Here is a 20,518-nt window from a genome sequence, read left to right as displayed (position 1 = left end):
CACAGCGTCAACAGTGTGACGTAGCAGGTCACTTGAGGTGGGAACACGCACACGAATACGCCGGTCGATCACCGGCGGCCGGTCTTCCCCGGAGGGCCCGAGGACGGTACGGGGGTGAGCGGGCGGTGAGTCTCTTCGGCCAGGACCGCTCCTTCCTCCACGCCCTCCCGGCGGCCGACCGGCGGTCCCTGCTCGCCGAGGGCGCCCGGCGCGTCTACGAACCCGGGGAGGTGATGATCCGCGAACGCGACACCAGCGCCTTCGTCCTCGCGCTCCTCTCCGGCTGGTCCGTCGTCTCCGTGGGCACCGAGCGCGGCTCGCGGCTCATCCTCGCCCTCCGGGGCGCCGGCGAGGTCGTGGGAGACCTCGCCGCCGTCGACCGGCGCCCGCGCAGCGCCAGCGTCACCGCGCTGGGCACGGTCGAGGCGGTGGCGATCTCCGGAGACCGGTTCCGGCGGTTCCTCGCCGCCCGGCCGCACGCCACCTCGCTGGTCATGCGCCAGCTCGCCACCCGGCTGAGGAGCGCCGACGTCGAGCGCCGCGCGCTCGCCTCGGAGACCGTCCTCCAGCGCCTCGCGGCCCGCCTCGTCGAGCTGGCCCAGCGCGCCGGGCGGCAGGCCGAGGCCGGGACCGTACTCGAACTTCCGCTGCCGCAGCACGACCTGGCGGCGGCCATCGGAGCGACCCGGGAGGCGGTGGCCAAGGCGCTGCGCCTGCTGCGGGAGCAGGACGTGGTCCGCACCGCGAACCGCACCGTCATCGTGATCGACATGCGGGTCCTGGTGCTGCTCGCGGAGGGGCGCGCGCGCCCCGGCGGGAATCCGGCGGACGAATCTCCGCCGGATGTGTAAACGGCTACATCGCCGGTCGCGGAACGCGGCCAGTCTGGACACGCGGCACCAACGGCACCAACGGCACCGGGGCAGCACACGGCAGCACACAGGGAGTCCGAGAGTGAGCAGTGCGGGAGTGAACGGGGCAGCGGGCGGAGACGTGGGCGGAGAAGCGGGCGGCATCCACCGGTTCGTCGTCTTCGGTGACATCTGCGCCTCCGGGACGCTCGACCTGGCCGAGAAGAAACACCAGCGGGCGGCGATGTACGCGGCCTTCGACGACGCGTACAGCTCCGTCGGGGTCGAGCCCGGCACCTTCCACCAGGAGGACCGGGGGGACGGCATCCTCGCCGCCCTGCGTCCCGACGTGCCGCCGACCCTCATGGTCGGCCGGTGGATCGACACGCTCTACGAGAGTCTGCGCGCCCACAACCAGGGCCGGGCCAGGCCGCTGCGGCTGCGGATCGGCATGAACGCGGGCCTCGTGGCCCAGGACCGGCACGGCCTCGTCGGACGGGCGGTGGACCTCGCCGCCCGGCTCTGCGACAGCCCCCCGGCCAAGCGGATCATGAACGAGACCCCGGAGATCGACCTCCTGGTCGTCGTCTCCGACTGGCTGTACGGGAACGTGGTCGCCGAGGGCGGTCGGTACGTCGAGCCGGACCACTACCGGTCGGCCCGCATCCGGTCCAAGGAGACCGACGAGGCCGCCTGGTTCCACGTACCGCGCAGGCCCGCGCCGCCGCTGATCGGGCGCGACGGGGAGCTGCCGCCCGAGGGGGAGCCGGCCGGCGAGGGGGCGCCCGCCGCCGCGGGGGAGCGGCCGCCGGTGGGGGTGGCACGGACCGGCGTTGGGCCGTCGCGGGGGGACGGCCCAACGCCCCGGCCCGTGGGTGGGAACCGCGAGTACCACGTCGGGGGCGACCTCCTCGATGTCCACGGCAACACCATCCACGGCGGGTTCACCGGAATCCGCAAGGATTCCGGCACAGGCTCCGGTTCCCGATCCGGTTCCGGCCCCGGCCCCGGCACGGGCTCCGGTTCCGGTACGGGTACGGGGCCCGGTGCGGCCTCCGGGGCGGGTGAGCCGGAGTGAGCGACCAGGACGACGCCGCACCGCAGGGCGACTCCGGGGACGCCGGGCACGGCCACGGCGACCGGGCCGACGCATCGGACCGGGGTGGTGACCGGGGCGCCGACCGTGGTTCCGACCGTGGATCGGACCGCGGCGGCGATCGGGGAGACAGGGACCGGGACCGCGACCGGGACCGCGACCGGGATCGAGGCCGCGACCGGGATCGAGACCGCGACCGCGACCGCGACCGGGCCGGCGGGTCCGAGCGGGGTGACGGTGCCGCCGAGCAGCCCCGCGAGCCGAGCGTCTTCGCGGCCGCCGACCGGGGGCCCCTCGGCGGCGAGAGCGACACCGGCGGGGCCGCCACGGCACGCCGCGCCGTCCGCACCTGGGCGGGCGGCGCCGCCGACCGTCTCACCACCATCCACGGCGACGGCACCGTCTTCGAAGGCAACCAGATCTTCGCCCTGTACGGCTCCGACCGCACCGCGCACTTCGTCCAGGGGCCCGTCCCGCCCGAGACGCTCGACCACCTCGGCCGGGTGTACTGCGCCACCTCCGGCTACCGGCGGATGCGGGACCGGCTCCGCGACCACCGGGTCCTCGTCCTGTGCGGCGAACCCGGCAGCGGTCGCAAGGCCACCGCGCTGGCCCTCCTCGACGAACTGACCGGCGGCAAGGTCTTCCGGCTCGATCCGCGCCACGGCGTCGACGAGATCACCGAGGAGGCCCTCCAGGAGAGCGGCGGCCACCTTCTGGAACTGCTCACCGAGGACGTGCGCGAGGCCGAGGGCGAGCCACGCGCCGGACGCGCCGGCCGGGGCGAACACACCTCCGTCGCCCGCCGTCCCGTCACCCGGCTCTCCGAACTGCACCTGGACCGCTTCGGCGATCTGCTGCGCGGCCGGGACGCGTACGGCGTCGTCCTCGTCGAGAACGGGGAGCTCGCCGACCGGCTGCTGCGCGGCCGGTACGGGATGTACTGCGCGCCGCCCCCGGCCGACGAGGTCCTCCACCGGCACCTCTGGAACCAGCTGCGCGCCGAGTCCGACGACGCCCTCGGCGAGGCCCGGGCGCGCGGCGCGCGGCGGGACGTCGTCGAGGCCCTCGGCCTGGAGGAGCTGCGGCCGCGCGAGGCGGCCCGGCTCGCCGACCACCTCGCCCGGCACTGGCGCGGTGAGGTGACGGACGAGGAACTCCTGGCCGAATGCGCCTCCTTCGTACGCTCCCAGGCCCGCGAGTGGTTCGCCGGCGCCGACCGTCCGGGCGCGGTCCCCGAGGCCCTTCCGGCCCTGAACGCCGGGGCGTTCCGGATCGCCGTCGCCGTCTTCGACGGCTCCGCGTACAGCCTCGCCGCCGAGGCCGCGGAACTCCTCGCCTGGGAACTCGCGGTCACCCTCGACCCCGAACACCCGCCAGGCCGACGCCTGTTCGGGACGCACGCCGAACACCGGCCGGTGCAGGCACGGGCCGTCCTGGAGGACGGCGAGCTGGACCTCGGCCCGGCCAAGGTGCCCGTGCGGGCCGTCCGCTTCCAGGGCGAGGCGCTCGCCGGAGCCGTCCTCGGCGAGATCTGGCACGGCTACCACAACGTCCGTGGCCCGGTGGCCCGTTGGCTGCGCGCGCTGTGCGACGACCCGCGCCCCGAGGTGTGGGTGCGGGCCTCCATCGCGGCCGGCGTCCTCTGCTCCTGGGACTGGATCCACGGCTTCCGCGAGCTGGTGGTGCCGCTCGCCGTGACCGACGATCCGGTCGCCCGCATGGCGGCCGCCACCGCGCTCGCCGAGGCCGCGCGCGACCCGCGCGTCCGGCCCGCCGTCGCCGACGTCCTCAAGAACTGGGCCGCGTCCGACGACGAGATGCTCGTCAGGACCGCCCTGCTCGCCCACGGCTATGTCCTGGCCGCCGGCGACGTCACCGGTTCGCTCGACGCCCTCGCCCGGGTCGTCAGGGCCCGCGAGGCGACCGACGTCGAGGTCCTCGTGCCCGCCGCGTTCAGCGTGGCGCGGCTGCTCGCCTGCGGCGAACCCGCGCCCGTGCTCCGACGGCTCCGCCAGTGGCTGGAGGACGGCCGGCTCAACCTCGCCAACCTCGTCCACCTCGCCGTGATCCGCGCCCTCAGCACCCGGACCACCCATCTGTGGGGGCTGCGGGAGGTTCCGGAGCTCGACGGGCACGCGGCCCGCCCGCTGTTGATCGCACTGCTCGCGACCCGGCCCGAGCTCGCCGCCGAGCTGGCCGCGCTGCTGCGGTCCACGCTCACCACGGCGCGCTCGGGGGAGTCGGCCCTGGAGGCGCTCGGCGGGATGCTCCGGCGGGCCGCGAAGGACCCGGAGTCGCTCGGGCACGTCTGCGCCTTCCTGCCGCGCCTCGCGGTGGACCGGCGTGACCGGGACCGCCTCAGGGGCTTGCTGAACGAACTGGTCCGGGACCGTGACCGGCCCCTGGACAGAGGCGCGGCGCGCCGGATGTGGGACGCCGTGACGGAAGGAGCGAACCGATGACCGGGCCCGAGCAGGACAGGAACGGACGGCCTGACGAGCGGACGCGCTGGATCGACCGGGACCACGACGAGCGCGGCCGTGAAGGCCGGGGACGGGACGAAAGGGCCCGGGACGAACGGGTCCGTGCCGAGCAGGCCCGTGACGAGCGGGCCCGGGACGGCCGCGACCGGGACGACCGGGAGCGGCAGCGGTACGGGGGGCAGCCGGGCGACGGGCAGCGGGGCGGTGGCCGGCGGTACGACGCGCAGCGGTACGACGGGCAGAACGGCGGCGGCCGGCACGCCGGTGGCCGGGACGAGGACGAGGACCTGGACATGGACCCCGACGAGGACCTGGACCGAGAGCAGCAGCAGCGGCAGGGCAGGGGGCGCGTCCGGGGCCAGGGCGGGCGCTGGAGCGGGGACGACGGCGGCGGGGCCGGGGCGGGTTCCCGGTCGGGCGACCGGCCGCGCGGGCCGCTGATCGCCGAGTACGCGCCCCCGTACCGCCGCCGGAGCGGCAAGGTCGCGTCGGTACTCCTCTACCGCAACGGCGGCCACCGGGTGGTCTGGCCGGACCGCACGGAGGACGTCAACAAGCCCATGCTCGGCTCCGCGTACACCATCTTCGAGGTCCAACTCGGCCGGAACGTGACCGAGTTCAGGCTCCAGCTGCCGGCCGCAGGGGACGGCGTCTTCTTCGAGGCCGTCGCCAGGGTCCAATGGGTGGTCACCGACCCCCACCTGGTCGTCCGGGAACAGGTCGAGGACGTGGCCGAGCTGCTGCACGACGAGCTCCTCGACGGACTGCGCAGGATCTCCCGGCGGTTCCGGATCACCGAGGCCCAGCGCGCCGACGAGGCCGTACGCGAGGAACTGAGCACCGGACGCCTCAGGTTCGGCTCGGACATCGGGCTGCGGACCCGGGTCCACGTCTTCGTCGACCTCGACGACTCCGTCAAGGCCGAGGTCTCGCGCCGGGACCGGGTCGTCGTCACCATGGAGGCCGACGAGCGCGTCGCCGAGGCCGAGCGGCGCAGGGACGCCGCCGACCGCGCCCTGATCGCCGACCGTGCCCGCGAGATGGAGGAACTCCTCCGGCGCGGCGACTTCGCCCAGATCGCCCACCACATGGCGATGCACCCCGACAAGCAGTGGGAGATCCGCACCCAGCTCCAGCGCGAGCGGCGCGAGGGCCAGGAGGACTACCTGGCCGTCTTCAACCGGCTCCTCGACACCGGAGTCCTCGAACGGCACGACATCGGCGAGCAGATGTACCAGGTGCTCATGTACCTGCGGACGCAGACCGGCGGCGTCATCGACGGCATCACCAGCCGGGTGCTCAACCCCTCGGGCAACCCCCCGCGGCGTCGACTCGCCCTGGAGGACGCGGCGTCGCCCGAGCCGAACCGCCCCGACTGGTACGAGGAGCAGGACCACGGGGGCGCCCCGGCACCGGGCGGGCCCCGGGTCTACGAGCCGACCCGCGTCGAGTCCGGCTCCGAGCGGGAGCGGGAGCGGGAGCGGGAGCGGGAGCGGGGCAGGGCGCGGGAGAGGGGCCGCGACGGCGACGACCGCGACGGCGGCAGGGACCGCGGCCGCTCGCGGGACCGGCACGACGACGGCTTCGACGACGGCCACGACCGTTACGAGGACGGTGACCCGTACAGGCGGAGCGACGCCTACGAGCGGAACGACCGGTACGACCGCGACGACCCCTACGACCGGGACGGACAGGACGGCGTCCGGCGGCCCGCCCGTCCGGCCCCGCTCAGCTCCGAGTTCGACGACTGGGACGAGGCATGACCACCGCCCCGGGGCGCGGGCAGGACCCGACCCGCCCACCCACCACGACGGACCCGGTCCGGGACCAGGCCCCGGCCCCGACCGCCGTACCGGGCCCCGTGCCCGCACTCACCACGCCGGACCCCGTACGGGACCAGGCCCCGGGCCGGACCGCCGTGCCGGGGCCCGTGGCGTCCGCGCCCGCCCCCGTACCCGCCGAGGAGCTCAGGTTCATGGCCGAACGGCTGCTCGCCACCGTCCGGGAGGACATCGGCCGGGCCGACACCAAGGCCGCGATCCTGCTCTCCGGCGCCCTCGCCTTCCTGGCGGTCGTCTTCTCCGGGGACCGCGCCCTCCTGCCCGACTCCGGACCCGGGCTCGTCCTCCTGCTCGTCGCGGGCGCGCTCTGGACGGCCGGAGTCCTGATGCTCGTCTCGGTCGTGCTGCCCCGCACCCGGATCGGGGCCGACCGCACGTTCCTGCGCGAGCTGACGGGCGGCCCGTCGGAGACCGCGCTGCGCGAGCGGCTCTCCGCACCCGGCGCGGACGCCACCGGATGGCTCCTCGAACAGGCCAGCGTGCACGGCCTCGTGCTCGCGGCGAAGTACCGGTGGCTGCGCCTGGGCGTGTCCGCGCTCGCGCTCGGCGCCCTTCTGGCCCTCTTCAGCGAACTGTGGTGAGAGAGAACATGCAGTGGACCAACAAGGGGGGCGCCCTGCTCCTCGCCGGGGCGCTCCTCGCCCTCGCCGGCCCGCTCGCGGCGACCACCGCCTCGGGCACGCCCGGCGTCTCCGGGACGCGGGCGGTCCCCCGTACCGCTCCCGCCGCACCCGAAGCCCCCGCCGCTCCCGCCGACGGGCCCGACCCCATCGACTTCGCCGTCGTGGTCGACCAGTCGGCGAGCCTCGCCGACAAGGACCTGGCGCTGGAGACCGAGGCGGCGGCGCTGCTCGTCCAGGGCGAGATATCGGAGCGCTCCCGCGCCGCCGTCATCGGCTTCGGCAGCTCGGAGAAGCGCGGCCAGTCACCCGTGCGCGAGGTGTGCCCGCTCACCGTCGCCGACGCGGCGGGCCGCGAGCGACTCAGCGACTGCGTACAGGAGTTGGGGCGCCGCGACACTGCCAGGATGGGCCCCGGCACCGACTTCCCGGCAGCCGTCCGCCAGGCGGTCACCCGCCTCGCCGGAGCCGGAGCCGGAGCCGCGGCCGGTCCCGGCACGGGCGCCGGGACCGGCGGATCCAAGAAGCCCGGCACCCCCAAGGTCGTCTTCCTGCTCACCGACGGCAAGCTCGACGTCGCCGACAGCCCCGAGTACGGCACCGACCGGGAGAGCCGCCAGGCCAACGGGGCGAAGCGGCTCGCCGAGGAACTCGCCCGCGCCCGCGCGGCCGGAGTCCAGATCTGGCCCCTCGGCTTCGGCGGCGAGCTCGACCGCGACTCCCTCACCGCGATGGCCGAGGGCGGCTACCGAGGCGCCTGCTCCGAGATCCCCGGCTCCACCCCGCGCATGCGGGTCGTCGGCACCTCCGCCGAGATCGACAAGGCCCTCCAGGAGACCTTCGCCGCCGCCCGCTGCGCCCGGATCGAGCACGGCACCGTCGGGAAGCCGCCCGCCGACCTGACCGTCACCATCCCGCCCATCGCCACCGACGGCTCCCTCACGGTCGCCAAGCACGACCCCAAGGTGCAGGTCACCTACTACGACCCGGCCGGCCGCAAGGTGCCCGTCCGGGGCGAGTTCGACGGCTCCTCCTTCGAGGTCAGCGGGGAGAACGGCCCGGTCGAGGCGCTGCGCGTGAAGAACCCCCTGCCCGGCCCCTGGCGGGTGCACATCGAGGCGCCGCCCGGTCACCGCGACCGGGAGGTCGCCGTCCGGGCGCTCTGGCAGGGCAGGCTGCGTTCCGCCGTCGTCCTCGACCCGGCCTCCCCGCGCGCCGGCGAGCGGGTCAAGGTCGAGGTGCAGATGCAGACCCGGCGCGGAGTCGTCATCACCGACCCGAACCAGCTGGCCGGTCTCTCGGTCGCGGCCGACCTGAGCGGCGAGGGCTTCGAACCCGTCACCCTCCGGCTCGCCGACGACGGCAAGGCCCCCGACGCCAAGGCCGGCGACGTCCGGTTCACCGGCACGCTCACCGTCCCCGCGAGCGCCACCGGCGCCCTGGAACTCGCCACCCGCATGGAGGCGCCCGGGATCACCTCCGACCGGCGCCCGCTGCACGCCGTCGTCGCCAAGGGCGCGCCGCCCGTGACCGCCGCCCTCACCGTCGACGGGGCCACCGTGCACCCCGGAGCGACCGTCCGGGGCACCCTCGACGTCACCAACAACGACTCCGCTCCGCACACCCTGCGGCTGGCCCTCGCGGACCGGACCCCGGGCGCCGAACTCACCATCGCCCCGGCGACCGTCACGGCCCCGCCGAACGGCAGCACCCAGATCCCCTTCACGGTGACCATCGGCAAGGGCACGCCCTACGGTCCACTCGGCGGCCAGGTCACCGTCGTGGACACCGCGGACGGCGACCGCACCCTGCGCGGCGCCTTCCTGGACGTCCAGGTGGTGGCGCCGCCGACCTGGTGGGAGCGCTGGTGGAAGGCCGTGGTCGGCGGGGCCGTCGTCGTCCTCCTCGTGGGCGCCTTCGTCGGCATCCGGCTCGTGTTCCGGCGCCGCCGCCGCGACCTCACCGGCGTCACGCTCGAACTCTGCCAGGAAGGGCGGCCGCTCGACTCGCTGACCATCCGCCGCGGGCAGAGCCCCGGCGGCATCTTCGCCTTCGCCGTCGACGAACCGTACGGGGTGCCGGCCACCCTCCGCCGCGTCCCCGGCGGCGGCGGCTCCTCCGCCCATGTGCTGCGCCGAACCGGCACGGGCGAGCTGCTGCTGCGCCCCCGCGGCGGCGCCCAGGTGCCCGTGCGGACCGGCGAGCCGGCCGGGCTCGGCGACCACGAGCTGGTCGTACGGGGCGGCCGCCCAGCGCCGACCGGCGGCCGCGGCACACCGTGGTCCCGTCGCCCCCGCCGTACCGGCAGCGGCAGCGGAGGCGGCGGCGCCGGCACGGGCGATACGGGCACGGGCTCCGGTCCCCTCACCGGATCGGGCGCGGCCGGCTCACCCGACGCGAGCGCATACGACGGCAACTTCTGAACGGGTCCCGAGGAGAACGACATGAAGATCTACCAGCCCATGCTCTTCGTCGGACTCGGCGGCACCGGCGGACGTATCGGCAGCGAACTCGAACGCAGCCTCCGCCGGGAGCTGTGCGGACCCGACGGCACCGACCTGGTCGACGGCGGCCGCCGCCTGCCCTTCCAGCTGCCCGACTGTCTCCAGTTCGTCTACGCCGACTTCAGCGAGGCCGAGCTGCTCAACTACCCGCAGTTCAAGGCGAAGGGCGCCGAGGGCGCCGCCTTCGCCCGTACCTCCCGGATCGTCCGCGACCTGCTGCCCACCGACTACGACTCCTCGCCCGCGGTGACGCGCATGCTGCGCGTCTCCGTCCCCGAGGAGACCCGGATCTGGCTGCCGCCGAAGGCCCGCGAACCGCGCGTCGCCCCGCTCAACAACGGGGCCGGACAGCTGCCGACCGTCGGACGCTCCGCGCTCTTCGCGACCCTCCGCTCCGGGCTCGAACCCGTCCTGCGGCAGCTCCGCGAGGCCATCGGGTCCATCGGACAGGCGGCGGGCGACCTGCGGCGGGTCGGTGGCGGCCCGATCCGGGGCTGCGACGTGTTCGTCGCCTTCTCCGTCGCAGGCGGCACCGGGGCCGGCATCTTCTACGACTTCATCCACCTCATCGGGCACGAGTTCAGCAACGCCCGGGTGCCCGGCGTGAAGATCTACCCGCTCGTCGTCATGCCCTCCGCCTTCCCGCTGGAGGCCGGCGGCGGACGCGAGGCCGAACTCAACTCCGCCCGCGCCCTCGTGGACCTCTCGCGGCTCGTCGACGACCAGAACGTGCCCGACGCCACCGACCAGGTCGGCGACGTCGAGGACCGCGGGCGGCTCAGCGTCACGTACCCCGGCGACGGGGTCGTCGCGCTGCGCCCCGCCACCATGCAGACCGCGTTCCTCTTCTCCAAGCCCTCCGTCATCAACAGCGAGGACCTGCGGCGCTCCATCGCCGCCATGGTGATGTCGCTGATCGGCACGGACCTCGGCCAGGACAGCGGCTCGGCGACCCGCGCCGAGGAGGACTACCAGTCCTTCGCCGCCAGCTTCATCAACAAGAGCGTGGAACGGTCCACGCCGGCCCGGACCGGAATCGGCTACCGCGGCATGTCCACCAGCCTCGCCGCCTCCCTCACCGTGCCCGTCGACGACCTCGCCGAGATCGTCGCCGCCCGGCTCCTCGCCCAGGCCGTACGCGGCATGAGCGAGCGGGCCCGGCGCCCCGACCGGGAGGGACAGAACCACGTCAGGGAGCTGTTCAACCGCTCCGGCATCGGCCGCCTCTGGACCCGGGACGCCCCGGACGTCCCGCTGCCGGAGCAGCTCCCCCGGGGGAAGACGAGGATCATCCAGGAACTGCGGAACCGGCTCGGGGACATGGAGGAGGCCCTGCGCCGCCTCGACGCCGGCCTCGCCCGCGACATCCCGCGCCTCACCGAGGACTTCAGGCCGAGTGCGGGGGTCCGTGAACTCCTCGGCTCCATGGACCCCTTCCAGGTCGGAGTCGTCCTGAAGGGCCTGCCCGGCCACCCCGACCGGGTGGCGAGGGAAGGCTTCACCGGCATGATCGACAACCGGCGGAACGAACCCGAACGGCCCCCGAACGTCCAGACCGCCGCCCCCAGCATCCCCCCGATCAAGGGTCCCGTCGGCGGGGTCGTACCGGCCCGCTGGAACGACCCCGACGTCCAGGACGCGCTCGCCGCCCAGCAGGCCTGGTACCAGTGGCGGGCCCGGACCCTCTGGCACCACGGCTGGCAGACCGGCGAAGCCCAGTGGCGGCCCTCCCTGAACAAGGCCGGCTCCGAGATCGCCGAACTCGTCAAGGCACTCCGCGCCCACGAGCAGGACGAGGCCAAGGCCTTCGCCGACAGCCGTCGCGACCTCTACCGGGACGACCGCGCCGGCATCGCCTATCTGCTGCCCCCGCAGAACACCCTGCGCGCCTTCTACGACGACGTCGTCGACCGGCTCGCCCAGAGCGAGGGCCTGCACGAGTCCCCCGACGCCGCGACCCTGCTCGGCCGGATCGTCGGCCCCGACGACTGGCGGCGGGCCCTCGACGCGGTCCGCCGGTCGTCCGGCGCGGCGGTGAAGGAGATCAAGCAGGTCGTCGAACGGCGGGTCAAGCGGCTCTTCGGCGAGGCCAACGAGGACGCCTTCGCCCGCCCCCTGCTGCCCTCCATGGAACTGCTGCTCCGGGCCGCCGCGGGCGACGAGACCGCCGAGGCGAAGATCGACCCGCGCTGGCTCGACCAGTTCCGCTCCCGGCTCGCCGGACTCATCCCGGTGGGCTTCGTCCCGGACGGCAGCGGACCGCTCAAGATCCTCATCGTGCATCCGGCGAGCGAATCCGACGGCCGGGCCCGCGACTACCTGGAGCAGGCACTCAACCTGCCCTCCCGGGTGACCCCGGAGAGCCGGGCCGGCGACACCGACTCCATCACCGTCGTCTTCTTCCGCAGCGGCATGAACCTCACCGACATCTCCGAGGTCCGCAACGTCCTCAGCCTCTGGTCCGAGGCCCGCGACTCGGCCGGCGAGGACGACTTCCTGCACTGGCGCCAGCGGCTCGGCTACGAGGACGACTGGCTGGTCTCCACCGAACACGACCGGCAGCGCATCCTGCACCGGCTGCTCTGCGCCATGTGGAACGGACACATCGACACCGAGGGCCCGGCCGGCTCGCCCCACCGCGTCCGCATCCGGCTCCAGGACGGCGAGTCCGCGACCATGGCCCTGCGCCTGGAGGACTTCGACGGCTCGCTCACCAGCTGGGCGGGGCTGCTGCGGGCGTACGAGCGCTGGGCGCTGCTCGACGAGGGGCAGATCATCGAGCAGTTCTGCGAACGCCTCATGCAGGCCCTGCCCAAGGGCCTCGCGCAGGTCCCGGTGCCGCCGTCACCGCTCTTCACCCACTTCGTGGAGCAGGTCGCGCCGCGCCAGCTCACCCTGATCGACGAACTCGTCGCCGAGTACGGGGAGTACGGCGATTCGGACACCGAATGGCTCACCCCGCTGCGCCACTTCTGGGAGGTCACCTTCCCCGGCGCCCTCGACATGCGCTTCCCGAGAGCGGCCCGCGCGACCCGGTCGAGCCTCCGGGCCCTGTACGAACGGCACGCGCCACGGGCCGGAGCGACGCACGGGCAGGGCCAGGGCCAGGGCCAGGGCCAGGGCCAGGGGCAGGGGCGGACTGTCGGCCCGCAGGGGGTGCAGCGGCCTCGGTCGTACGAGAACGGCGCACGTCCCGGGTACGCGAACGGCGCCGTGCCCGACCCCCGTACCGCCTACGGGAACGGAGACGCCCCCGGCCCGGGTTCCGCGGCGCCGCCGCCCCCGCGGCCCTCCGTCTTCGAGGGCGATTGGGAGATGGAGCCCGAGCCCGACTTCGGGCCCGACTTCGACGACGAGCCCTACCACCGCGACCGGGCCGGGGAGGCGGAGTGAGCGCGCGCGTCCTCCCCGAACGGCCGCTGCCCGGCCACGCCGTCTGCCTCGACCTGCGGACGGCAGGGGCGTACGACCACGACGCGGTCGTACGCGCCGCCCTGGACGCCCCGCAGCCCGGCGGCGAGCGCCGCTTCCTCGTCCTCGACGAGGCCGACCGGCTCGTCTCCCACCAGCTGCTGTACGAGCGGCTCTCCTCCTACGGGCCCGCCCATGTCGTCTGCCTGGCCGTCGGGGTCAGGGGCGAGCGGAGCGTGCGCCGCACCCTCACCCTCCGTCCGCCCGCCGCCGGCGTCCTGTGGGTGTTCGACACGACGGAGGACGGCGTCCCGGGCGAGGCCGTGCTGCGCCCGCTCGTCGACGTCCTGTCCACTCCCGAGGTCTTCGACGCGGTGCTGCGCGCGCTCGGCGAGGTGGTGCACGGCGTCGCCGTGCCCGCCGTGCGCGTCCTGGAGCACGACCTCACCGACGAGGCGCGGGCGCGCGCCTGGCGGCAGGCGGTGGAGGGGCTCACCGGCCCGGAGGTCCCGGCCGGCACCGCCTCGGCCGAGCAGGTGCCGCCCGCGCTCGCGCTGCTGCTCGACGAGGGTCTTCCGCGCTCGCTCCAGGACCACCGCTGGCTGCCCGCCCAGGGCCGCGCGGGGCTCCGGCTCGCCACCTGCGACGACGCCGTCCAGGACGCCGTCGACGGCTACCACCGGGTGCGCGGCGCGGCGGGACTCCTCACCGCCGCCGGCCGTGCGGTCGATCTGCCGGGAGACATCGAGCGGGTGGCGGGGGAGCTGGACCGGTTCCGGATCGCCGTCGCGGACGCGTTCGCCGCCGCGGGCGGCAGCCGGCTCACCGCCGAGCACCGGGGAGTGCTGCGGGAGCGGGGCATCGAACTGCCGGAGTTGCCACGGGAGATCTCGCGGGCCGGAATCGTCCCGGCCCTGCGCGACCACACCCATGAACTGATAGGCAAGGGGCTGCCGTTGCGCTCCGTGGCGGCCCGGCTCGCCGCGCTCTCCGCGCGCACCGCGCCCGTCGGCAGCGCGGCCAGGCTCGCCCGGCTCGACGCGATCTGCGGGCCGGAGCGGCTGCGGCGGCTCGGCGGCAGGCACCCGTTCACGGCCGGCGGTTCGCGGCCGGTCGCCTTCGCCGTGACGGGCCTCCTGGCCCTGCTCGCGGGGGTCTGGCCGTTCCTCGGCTGGGTCCTCGGCCCGGCTGTCGGTGTGCTCGCCGCCGGGCTCGCCCATCTGATGCTGCGGCGCAGGCCGAACCGTTCGCCGGACGGGCGGATCGACGGAGGCGGTGCCACGGGGGCGGCGCCCCGGCTCTTCGGCGGAGTGCTCGGCGGTCTCGTCGGGGCGGGCCTCGGCCAGTTCCTCGGCCTTCCGCCGTGGGCGGGGGCGGTGGCCCTCACGGTGTCCCTCGCGGCGGTCGTCCTCCTCGCGCTGCGCGACTGGAGCCGGGCCGTGGACGAATGGTGGGCCCGTGCGGACCCGGAGGACGCCTGGCGGATCCTGCGCGAGGTCCAGAACCTGGTGGTCACGACCGCCGTCCACGACTGGCTCTTCGCCGAGGTGCGGCACCAGTGCTCGGCGGGGGCGGGCGCGGTGGCGCGACTGCTGCGCGGCCTCGCGGACACGGCAGACGCACACGGCCGGGGGCCGTCGCACGCGAACGGGCCGGGGTACGCGTACGTGCCGTCGGCCGACTCGGCGGACTCGGCGGAGGAGGGCTTCCGTAGGGCGTCCGGCGGACCGCCGGGCCCCGACAGTGCCACCTCGTCGTGGAGTTGGGAGGACTGGGGGCGCGACGGCGGTGCGGACGACGTCTGGTCGGACATGGACGAGGAACCCCCGTCGCCGGTCAGGGCACCCGCTCCGCCGACGAGCGGGTCCCCGTACCTGTCCGATCCGTTCGGCCCCTCCGATCCGTTCGGCCCCTCCGACTCGTTGGGCGCTTCCGTTCCTTCCGGCCGGGACCCCGCCGACGGAGAGGACGGGGCGGAAGGGGCCGGACCGCGCCCCGGGCACGAGGCCGTACCCGCGCCCGCGTGGCTGGAGCGGCGGTACGGCGACGGCGGCCCGCTGCTCGTCGACACGCTCGTCGGTGACCTGGTCGCCGGGACCCTCCTGATCCTCGACCGGTGCTGGGCGGGCATCGAACGTGACCCCGGAGCCGTGGTGCCCACGGTCCACGAGGAGCGGATCGCGGAACTCCTGGGCGAGACCCGTGTCCGTCTGGAGCGCGATGTCGCCGCCTCGCCGCCGCCCCGGTACGACGGTCTCCGTGACCCGGACGCGCTCTCCGGCCTCGCCGCCTTCACCGACCGTTCCGACCGGCCCGACGCCGCCCGGCTCACCGGCGTCGCCCCGGACGCGGTGGCCCGGCTGATCTTGGCCGAGGACGACCCCGGCCGCACGGTCGCGCTCTGCGGCCCGGAGCACATGCGACTGCTCTCCCACGACCCCCTCGCCGTCCGGCAGGTCCGGTTCGTGCCGGAGGCGATGCGGCGCGGGGCCGCCGGGGACGACATCTGGCGGGGCACCGCCGAGGACGTCGTATGGACCGGTGCGGGACGCCACGCCGGAATCCTCCGCCTCGTACCACTGCGCGCGGACGTCGTGCACACCGTCCGCGCCGAGGAGGCGGGAGAAACGTGACCGACCCGAACCATCCGAACGACCAGCGTGACCCGAACCGTTCGAACGACCAGCGTGACCCGAACCATCCGCACGACCAGCGCGACCCGGGCCGACCGAACCAGGGGATCGGCCCGGACCACCCCGACCATCTGAGCGAACCGAGCCCGCCGCCCCATCCGTACTACCAGGAACTGGAGTTCCTCACCCCGAAGGAGGCGCAGAGCCGCTTCGTCGTGCGGTACGGGGAGGACCACAGGCCCCCCGGTCGTCCCGGGTTCCTCGCGCGACGGGCGGTCCTGGGGGCCGCCGGCGTGCCGGTCGTGCAGTACCGGCTGGCCTCGTCCGCGCAGAGCGACCCGCAGGCGTACGGACTCCTGGAGCGGGAGGTGGCCGCCTCCGTCGCCCTCGAACGGCGTTACGGCACCGAGAAGTTCGTCGGCATCCTCACCCGGATCGTCGGCTTCGACCTGACCGCCGCCGAGCCCTTCGTGCTCTACCGGCCGCCGAGCGGGCGGCCGCTCTCCGACTGGGCAGGACGGCTCGGCGCCGAGGAGCAGGAGCGGATCACCGGCCAACTCGCCATGGCCGTACGCCTCCTGGGGGGCCTGGGCCTCGTCCACCGGGCGATCACGCCCGAGAACGTCCGATGGGACGGCGCCCGGGTGCGACTCTGCGAGCCGTACGCGGCGCTGCGTGCCGGGGAGGCGCGCGAAGCCTTCGGGGCCGCCCCCTGGGCCTCGCCCGAGCAGCGCGCGGGGCGGGGGTTCGTCGACCCGCGTGACGACCTGTGGTCCGTAGCCGAGCTCGCCTACTACCTGCTCTCCGGACGCCCCGACCGCGGGGAGGGGCCTCCCGCGGACCTCGCCGACTTCCGGCGCCTCGCCGCTCTCCAGCACAGCGGTCTCTTCTCCCCGAACGCGACGGAACGGCCGCACCCGGACGAGCTGTTGAGACTCCTGTACGTGCCCGACCCGCTCGCGGCCGGGGCCGACGCGGCCGATGTGCTCGAACCGTTCCGCGCCCAGTACGACGCCCAGCTCGCCCGGAAGCGCGCACTGTCCGGGGAGAGCCGGCCGGGCGCGGCTCCGGCCGAGGAGGCCCCGGAGGCTCCCGCCCGGGACCCGCGCCCGTCGCGCCCCTCCCTGATCAGCAAGATCTTCGGCGGCGGCGAACCGCCCCGCCCCGCCCCCCGCCCCGCCACCCCGCGTGCCGCCGAACCGCCCCGCGCGGCCGTCCCGGCCTCGGAACTCCTCCAGCCGCCGCCCTCACGCAGCCGGATGTGCCCGCACTGCCTGCTCCCCGTCGAGTACGACGAACGCCTGCTCGTCACCATCGACGCCAAGGGCAACCGCATCCCGCTCGACCTCAGCACCGAACGCCGGCCCGCCCACCGCGCGGACGCCCTGCGCAAGGCGTACCACCTCTGCCCGCACACGGTGGACGGCGACGAGGGGCACGAACTGCCCCTGCCCTACCTCATCAACGGCGAGCCGCTCTCCATCGCCCTCGTCGGCAGCTCCTCCGTCGGCAAGACCCACCTCCTCGCGGCCATGCTGGGCGAGGTCGAACTCGGCGGCCTCGAACCGTACGGACTGAAGTGCCTGCCGCTCAACCCCGAGGCGCACCGCGCCTATCTGCGCGAACGCGTCCAAAGTCTGCAACAGGGGCGGCAGTTGGGCCGCACCGGACAGCAGACGTTCGCCCGGTTCGCCGACGGCCTGCTCGTCTCGGCGGGCGGCGCCACACCCCGGCCCGTCGTCTTCTTCGACCTCGCGGGCGAGGACCTCGCCCAGGACAGCGAGGTCGGCCGCTTCCTCATGGGCGTCGACGCCTTCATCTTCGTCCTCGACCCGCTGCGCGCGCTCCGGCTGCCCTCCCTCGAACCGGTACGGGAACAGAGCGGACTGCGGCTGCGAGACCTCGGCGACGAGGCCTTCGCCACCGTGCTCAACCGGATCCCCCGGCAGCGCGGCGGACTCGTCGCCGCCCCCGCCGCGCTCGCCGTCAACAAGAGCGACCTGGTGCGCTTCGAACCGGTCGTCGACCGCTGGCTCGGCCGGGGTCTGCCGGGCCGCCACGACCCCGCCGCGGTACGGGCCGAGAGCCGGGACGCGTACGCCTTCCTGGCCCAAGGGGCCAGCCCCGCCTGGCTCAAGCCGTTCGACGACTGCGCCGACTGCACCCTGCACTTCGTCGCCGCGACCGGTGGACAGGCGCGCGGCGACCGATTTCCGCACGGGGCCCGGCCGCGCCGGGTCCTCGCGCCACTGCTGTCGCTCTTCGCCCTGTGCGGGCTGCTGCCCGGGGCGGAACCCGCGGGACCTATGGAGGGGATCGACCGATGACACGGTCGGAGAACGAGGTCGACCAGATCGTGTTCCGGTGGGACAGCGAGAACCTCACCGGCAGCACCGGTTTCGGGCCGGTCGCCTGGTCCGGGCCCCGCGAAGAGGCCGAGAGCCTCTTCCGGACGTCCGGGACCGTGCTGCGCGCCAGCGGCGAGGAGACCCGGCCGGCGCTGATCCGGCTCCAGCGGCGCTCGGAGGTGATGCTCATCCACCGCAGGCCGTTCACGGACGCCGACGGGGGGACCTCCGTGCTCTGCCACGCCCTCGTCGGCTCGCCCGAACTCCTCGAACCCGCCACCTGCCTCGGGCTCCACGCCTGGAACTGGGAGGGCGCGGCCATGGACGGCGCCCGGGTGCGCGGGCAGCTGCCGGTGATCCCGGAGCGGGTCCTCGTCCCCGCGACCGGCCGTGGGCAGGGGCAGCTCGACAGCGCCCTGGAGCACGCGACCATCGAACTCACGGGAATGGTCGCGGAGTTGCTGCGCCACCCGGACGAGCGCTTCACCGTCCTGGACGAACGCGGCGACACCGCGGGCCCGGTGCTCTGGGGGCTGCACAGCATGTTCGGCGCGCTCACCGGCCGCCGGTGGACCTTCGCCACCCATGACACCGTCGAACTCACCGCCCTGCGCTTCGTGTTCGTCGGCCGGTGGTCGGGCGCGGCGAGCCGCAACACCGACCGCCGCCGCGTCGACCCGCGCGAACGGGTCGGCGACCGGGCGGAGGAGATCGCGGCCCGGCTCGTCCGGCACCACCTGAGGGGCGTCGCGGAGGGGGAGGGCCAGGAGTACGCGGTCGGCAGCGCCCTGCACGGCGCCTCCTCTGTCCGGGGCGCCACGCTCCTGGAGACGGCCGGGCGGGCGCTGGACGTCCTCGACCGCCGCCACCCCGGCGGGTACGCGCCCGCCCCGGGGGGCACGGGCCAGGCCCCACGACCCCCGGACCCGGAGGAACCGGAGGTCCGGAGGACTCCGGGACGGAAATGGGGCTGGGGCCTCGGGGGCAGGACCGCCGATGGCGCCCCGGCGGCCGCGGACGACACCGCCGTCGACCGGCCCGGGGCACGTGACGCGGCACCCGCCGGGGGACGTCCCCGAGGAGCGGGCCGCCCCGGCCCGTACGAGAGTCCCGAGGACTGGTTCCGCTCGGACCAGCCGGAGCCGACGCCGGAGCCGGCGGCGCCGACGGTGCCCCAGGACAGCCCGACGCCCAGACCGGCCCGCCGACCGGACCCGTCCCACCCGACTCCCGACCCCACCCCGTACCGCCCCCCTCACCCGTCCCCCGAACCCGACGCCTACCGCCCGCCCCAGCGCCAACGGGACCCGGACCCCGACCCGTACCGCTCGCCCCAAGGGGACCCAGGCCCCGACCCGTACCGCTCGCTCCAACGGGACCCGGAGCCCGACCCGTACCGCTCGCTCCAACGGGACCCGGAGCCCGACGCGTACCGCTCGCCCCGACAGGACCCGGAACCCGACCGCCCGTACCGCCGCGCCCCGGCGGATCAGCAGCCCGCCGACCCGCCCCGCGTGCCACACCCCGCCCACGGGGCCGACCCGTACGGCCGCGACGCCGCCGACCGCGAGCCCCGCCAGGTCCCCTCCGCGCCCTCCGTTTCCTCCGTCCACCCCGACGTCCCCGCCACCCCACCCACCCCGCCCACCCCATCCGCCCCGCCCACCCCGGTTCAGCCCCGGCCCGCCGACGTTCCCGCGCACCGCCCCGATCTCTCCAAGGGCCCCGCCGAGTCCGGCGCCCGCCCGCCCCGGGCGTCCGAAGCCGACGCGTACCCCCGCCCGGCGCTCCCCCTCGTCGCGCCCGCGTGGACCGGCCCGGGGGCGGCCTCCGGGCGGGCCTGGGCCGCGGTGCGGGGCCGCGGGCGGGAACGGGAGGCCGAGACCGGCCTCCTGCACAAGCTGCCCGCCGCACGGACCGTGGACGAGGCGCGCGAGCTGGTCGAGCGCGGCGGCAACCGCGAGCTGCTCGACTCGCTGCGCCGCCCGCAGGCGTACGTCGTCCTCACCCTCCTCCTGGGCGAGGCCGCCCGGCGCCTGCCGTCCTGGGAGCACCCGCTGCGCCGCGAGCTGTGCGAGGTGGCCATCGGCCAGGAGTTCTGGGCCGTCGCACCGTCGGGCGCCTCGGCCGACCCGTCCGACCCGCCGGAGGAGCAGCGCGCGGCCAACGCCGCCGAGCTGCACCGCTGGGCGGTTCGTCCGCTCCTCGCCGGGGGCGACGCCCCGGTCGGCACCGTGGGAGAGCTGCTCGCCCGGCTCCGTACGAGCCCGGTGCCGTCCGCTCGCGAGACCTTCTGGCTGATCGTCGAGGACGAGCGTCCGGGCCTGCCGGAAGCCGTCTGGCTCACGCTCCTCAAGGACGCGTACGGCCTGCCCCGAACGGCGCGCCGCCCGGGGCCGCCCGCACCCGGGGCGGTCACCGATCACCCGGACGATCCCGGCAACGGCTACACCCGTCGCTTCCTGCGCCGTGCCGGGCTGCTGATCGGCGGCATGGTGACGGCGATCGTCCTGCTCGTCGCCGTACGGGAGTGGTTCGGCTGACCAGGACCGAGACCGAGACCGGGACCGAGACCGGGGCCGAGACGGGGGCCGAGACGGGGGCCGAGGCCGGGATCGAGACGGGGGCCGCCGCGGGGTGCGGGGGCACCGCCGGCCACTCGACGCGCCCCGCCCCCGCCTGTCGCGAAACACGGGCCACGGGCGCCCCGCTCCGTCAGGATGGGCGC

At 75.3% G+C, this 20,518-nt stretch carries 10 protein-coding genes; all 10 read left to right on the top strand.

The genetic code is table 11. From position 1 onward, the window contains the following. Positions 1-125 precede the first annotated feature (125 nt). Positions 126-851, top strand: coding sequence for a Crp/Fnr family transcriptional regulator (locus tag N5875_RS08925; RefSeq protein WP_338492812.1), 726 nt, complete (start codon positions 126-128; stop codon positions 849-851). 103 nt (positions 852-954) lie between these two features. After that, entirely contained in the window at positions 955-1,929 is a 975-nt protein-coding gene (locus N5875_RS08920) for a hypothetical protein (protein WP_338492810.1), read from the top strand. Continuing rightward, the gene (locus N5875_RS08915; RefSeq protein ID WP_338492807.1) at positions 1,926-4,412 is read left to right on the top strand and encodes a hypothetical protein; all 2,487 of its coding nucleotides are present in this window, start codon (positions 1,926-1,928) and stop codon (positions 4,410-4,412) included. Before N5875_RS08920 ends, N5875_RS08915 begins: the two co-directional genes overlap by 4 nt. Then, positions 4,409-6,196 (top strand): hypothetical protein, encoded by a 1,788-nt coding sequence (locus N5875_RS08910; protein ID WP_338492804.1) that lies wholly within the window; start codon positions 4,409-4,411, stop codon positions 6,194-6,196. The genes N5875_RS08915 and N5875_RS08910 overlap by 4 nt, the downstream gene beginning before the upstream one ends. Continuing rightward, on the top strand, positions 6,193-6,855 hold the full coding sequence (locus tag N5875_RS08905; protein ID WP_338492801.1) for a Pycsar system effector family protein: 663 nt from the start codon (positions 6,193-6,195) through the stop codon (positions 6,853-6,855). Before N5875_RS08910 ends, N5875_RS08905 begins: the two co-directional genes overlap by 4 nt. Before the next feature lie 8 nt (positions 6,856-6,863). Then, positions 6,864-9,317, top strand: a complete 2,454-nt coding sequence (locus tag N5875_RS08900) for a vWA domain-containing protein (RefSeq protein WP_338492798.1) — start codon at positions 6,864-6,866, stop codon at positions 9,315-9,317. A gap of 21 nt (positions 9,318-9,338) precedes the next feature. Then, positions 9,339-12,791: a tubulin-like doman-containing protein gene (locus N5875_RS08895; protein ID WP_338492795.1), complete on the top strand. Its 3,453-nt coding sequence runs from the start codon at positions 9,339-9,341 to the stop codon at positions 12,789-12,791. Beyond that, the gene (locus tag N5875_RS08890; RefSeq protein ID WP_338492792.1) at positions 12,788-15,442 is read left to right on the top strand and encodes a hypothetical protein; all 2,655 of its coding nucleotides are present in this window, start codon (positions 12,788-12,790) and stop codon (positions 15,440-15,442) included. Before N5875_RS08895 ends, N5875_RS08890 begins: the two co-directional genes overlap by 4 nt. Then, a complete protein-coding gene (locus N5875_RS08885; protein WP_338492791.1) occupies positions 15,439-17,769 on the top strand; it encodes a hypothetical protein in 2,331 nt (776 codons plus the stop codon). The genes N5875_RS08890 and N5875_RS08885 overlap by 4 nt, the downstream gene beginning before the upstream one ends. Further along, positions 17,766-20,333 carry a hypothetical protein gene (locus tag N5875_RS08880; protein WP_338492789.1) on the top strand — a complete coding sequence of 856 codons (2,568 nt, stop codon included), beginning with the start codon at positions 17,766-17,768 and terminating at the stop codon, positions 20,331-20,333. Before N5875_RS08885 ends, N5875_RS08880 begins: the two co-directional genes overlap by 4 nt. Positions 20,334-20,518: the final 185 nt, after the last annotated feature.

Source organism: Streptomyces sp. SJL17-4, from assembly GCF_036826855.1.
Classification (GTDB): domain Bacteria; phylum Actinomycetota; class Actinomycetes; order Streptomycetales; family Streptomycetaceae; genus Streptomyces.
Note: the sequence above shows the minus strand (reverse complement) of the source record. Positions and strands in the feature narration are given on the sequence as shown.

Bases quoted from the DNA above. Each gene is read 5' to 3' on its own strand.
- N5875_RS08910 (WP_338492804.1), top strand. From the start codon at position 4,409: ATGACCGGGCCCGAGCAGGACAGGAACGGACGGCCTGACGAGCGGACG.
- N5875_RS08905 (WP_338492801.1), top strand. From the start codon at position 6,193: ATGACCACCGCCCCGGGGCGCGGGCAGGACCCGACCCGCCCACCCACC.
- N5875_RS08900 (WP_338492798.1), top strand. From the start codon at position 6,864: ATGCAGTGGACCAACAAGGGGGGCGCCCTGCTCCTCGCCGGGGCGCTC.
- N5875_RS08895 (WP_338492795.1), top strand. From the start codon at position 9,339: ATGAAGATCTACCAGCCCATGCTCTTCGTCGGACTCGGCGGCACCGGC.
- N5875_RS08880 (WP_338492789.1), top strand. From the start codon at position 17,766: ATGACACGGTCGGAGAACGAGGTCGACCAGATCGTGTTCCGGTGGGAC.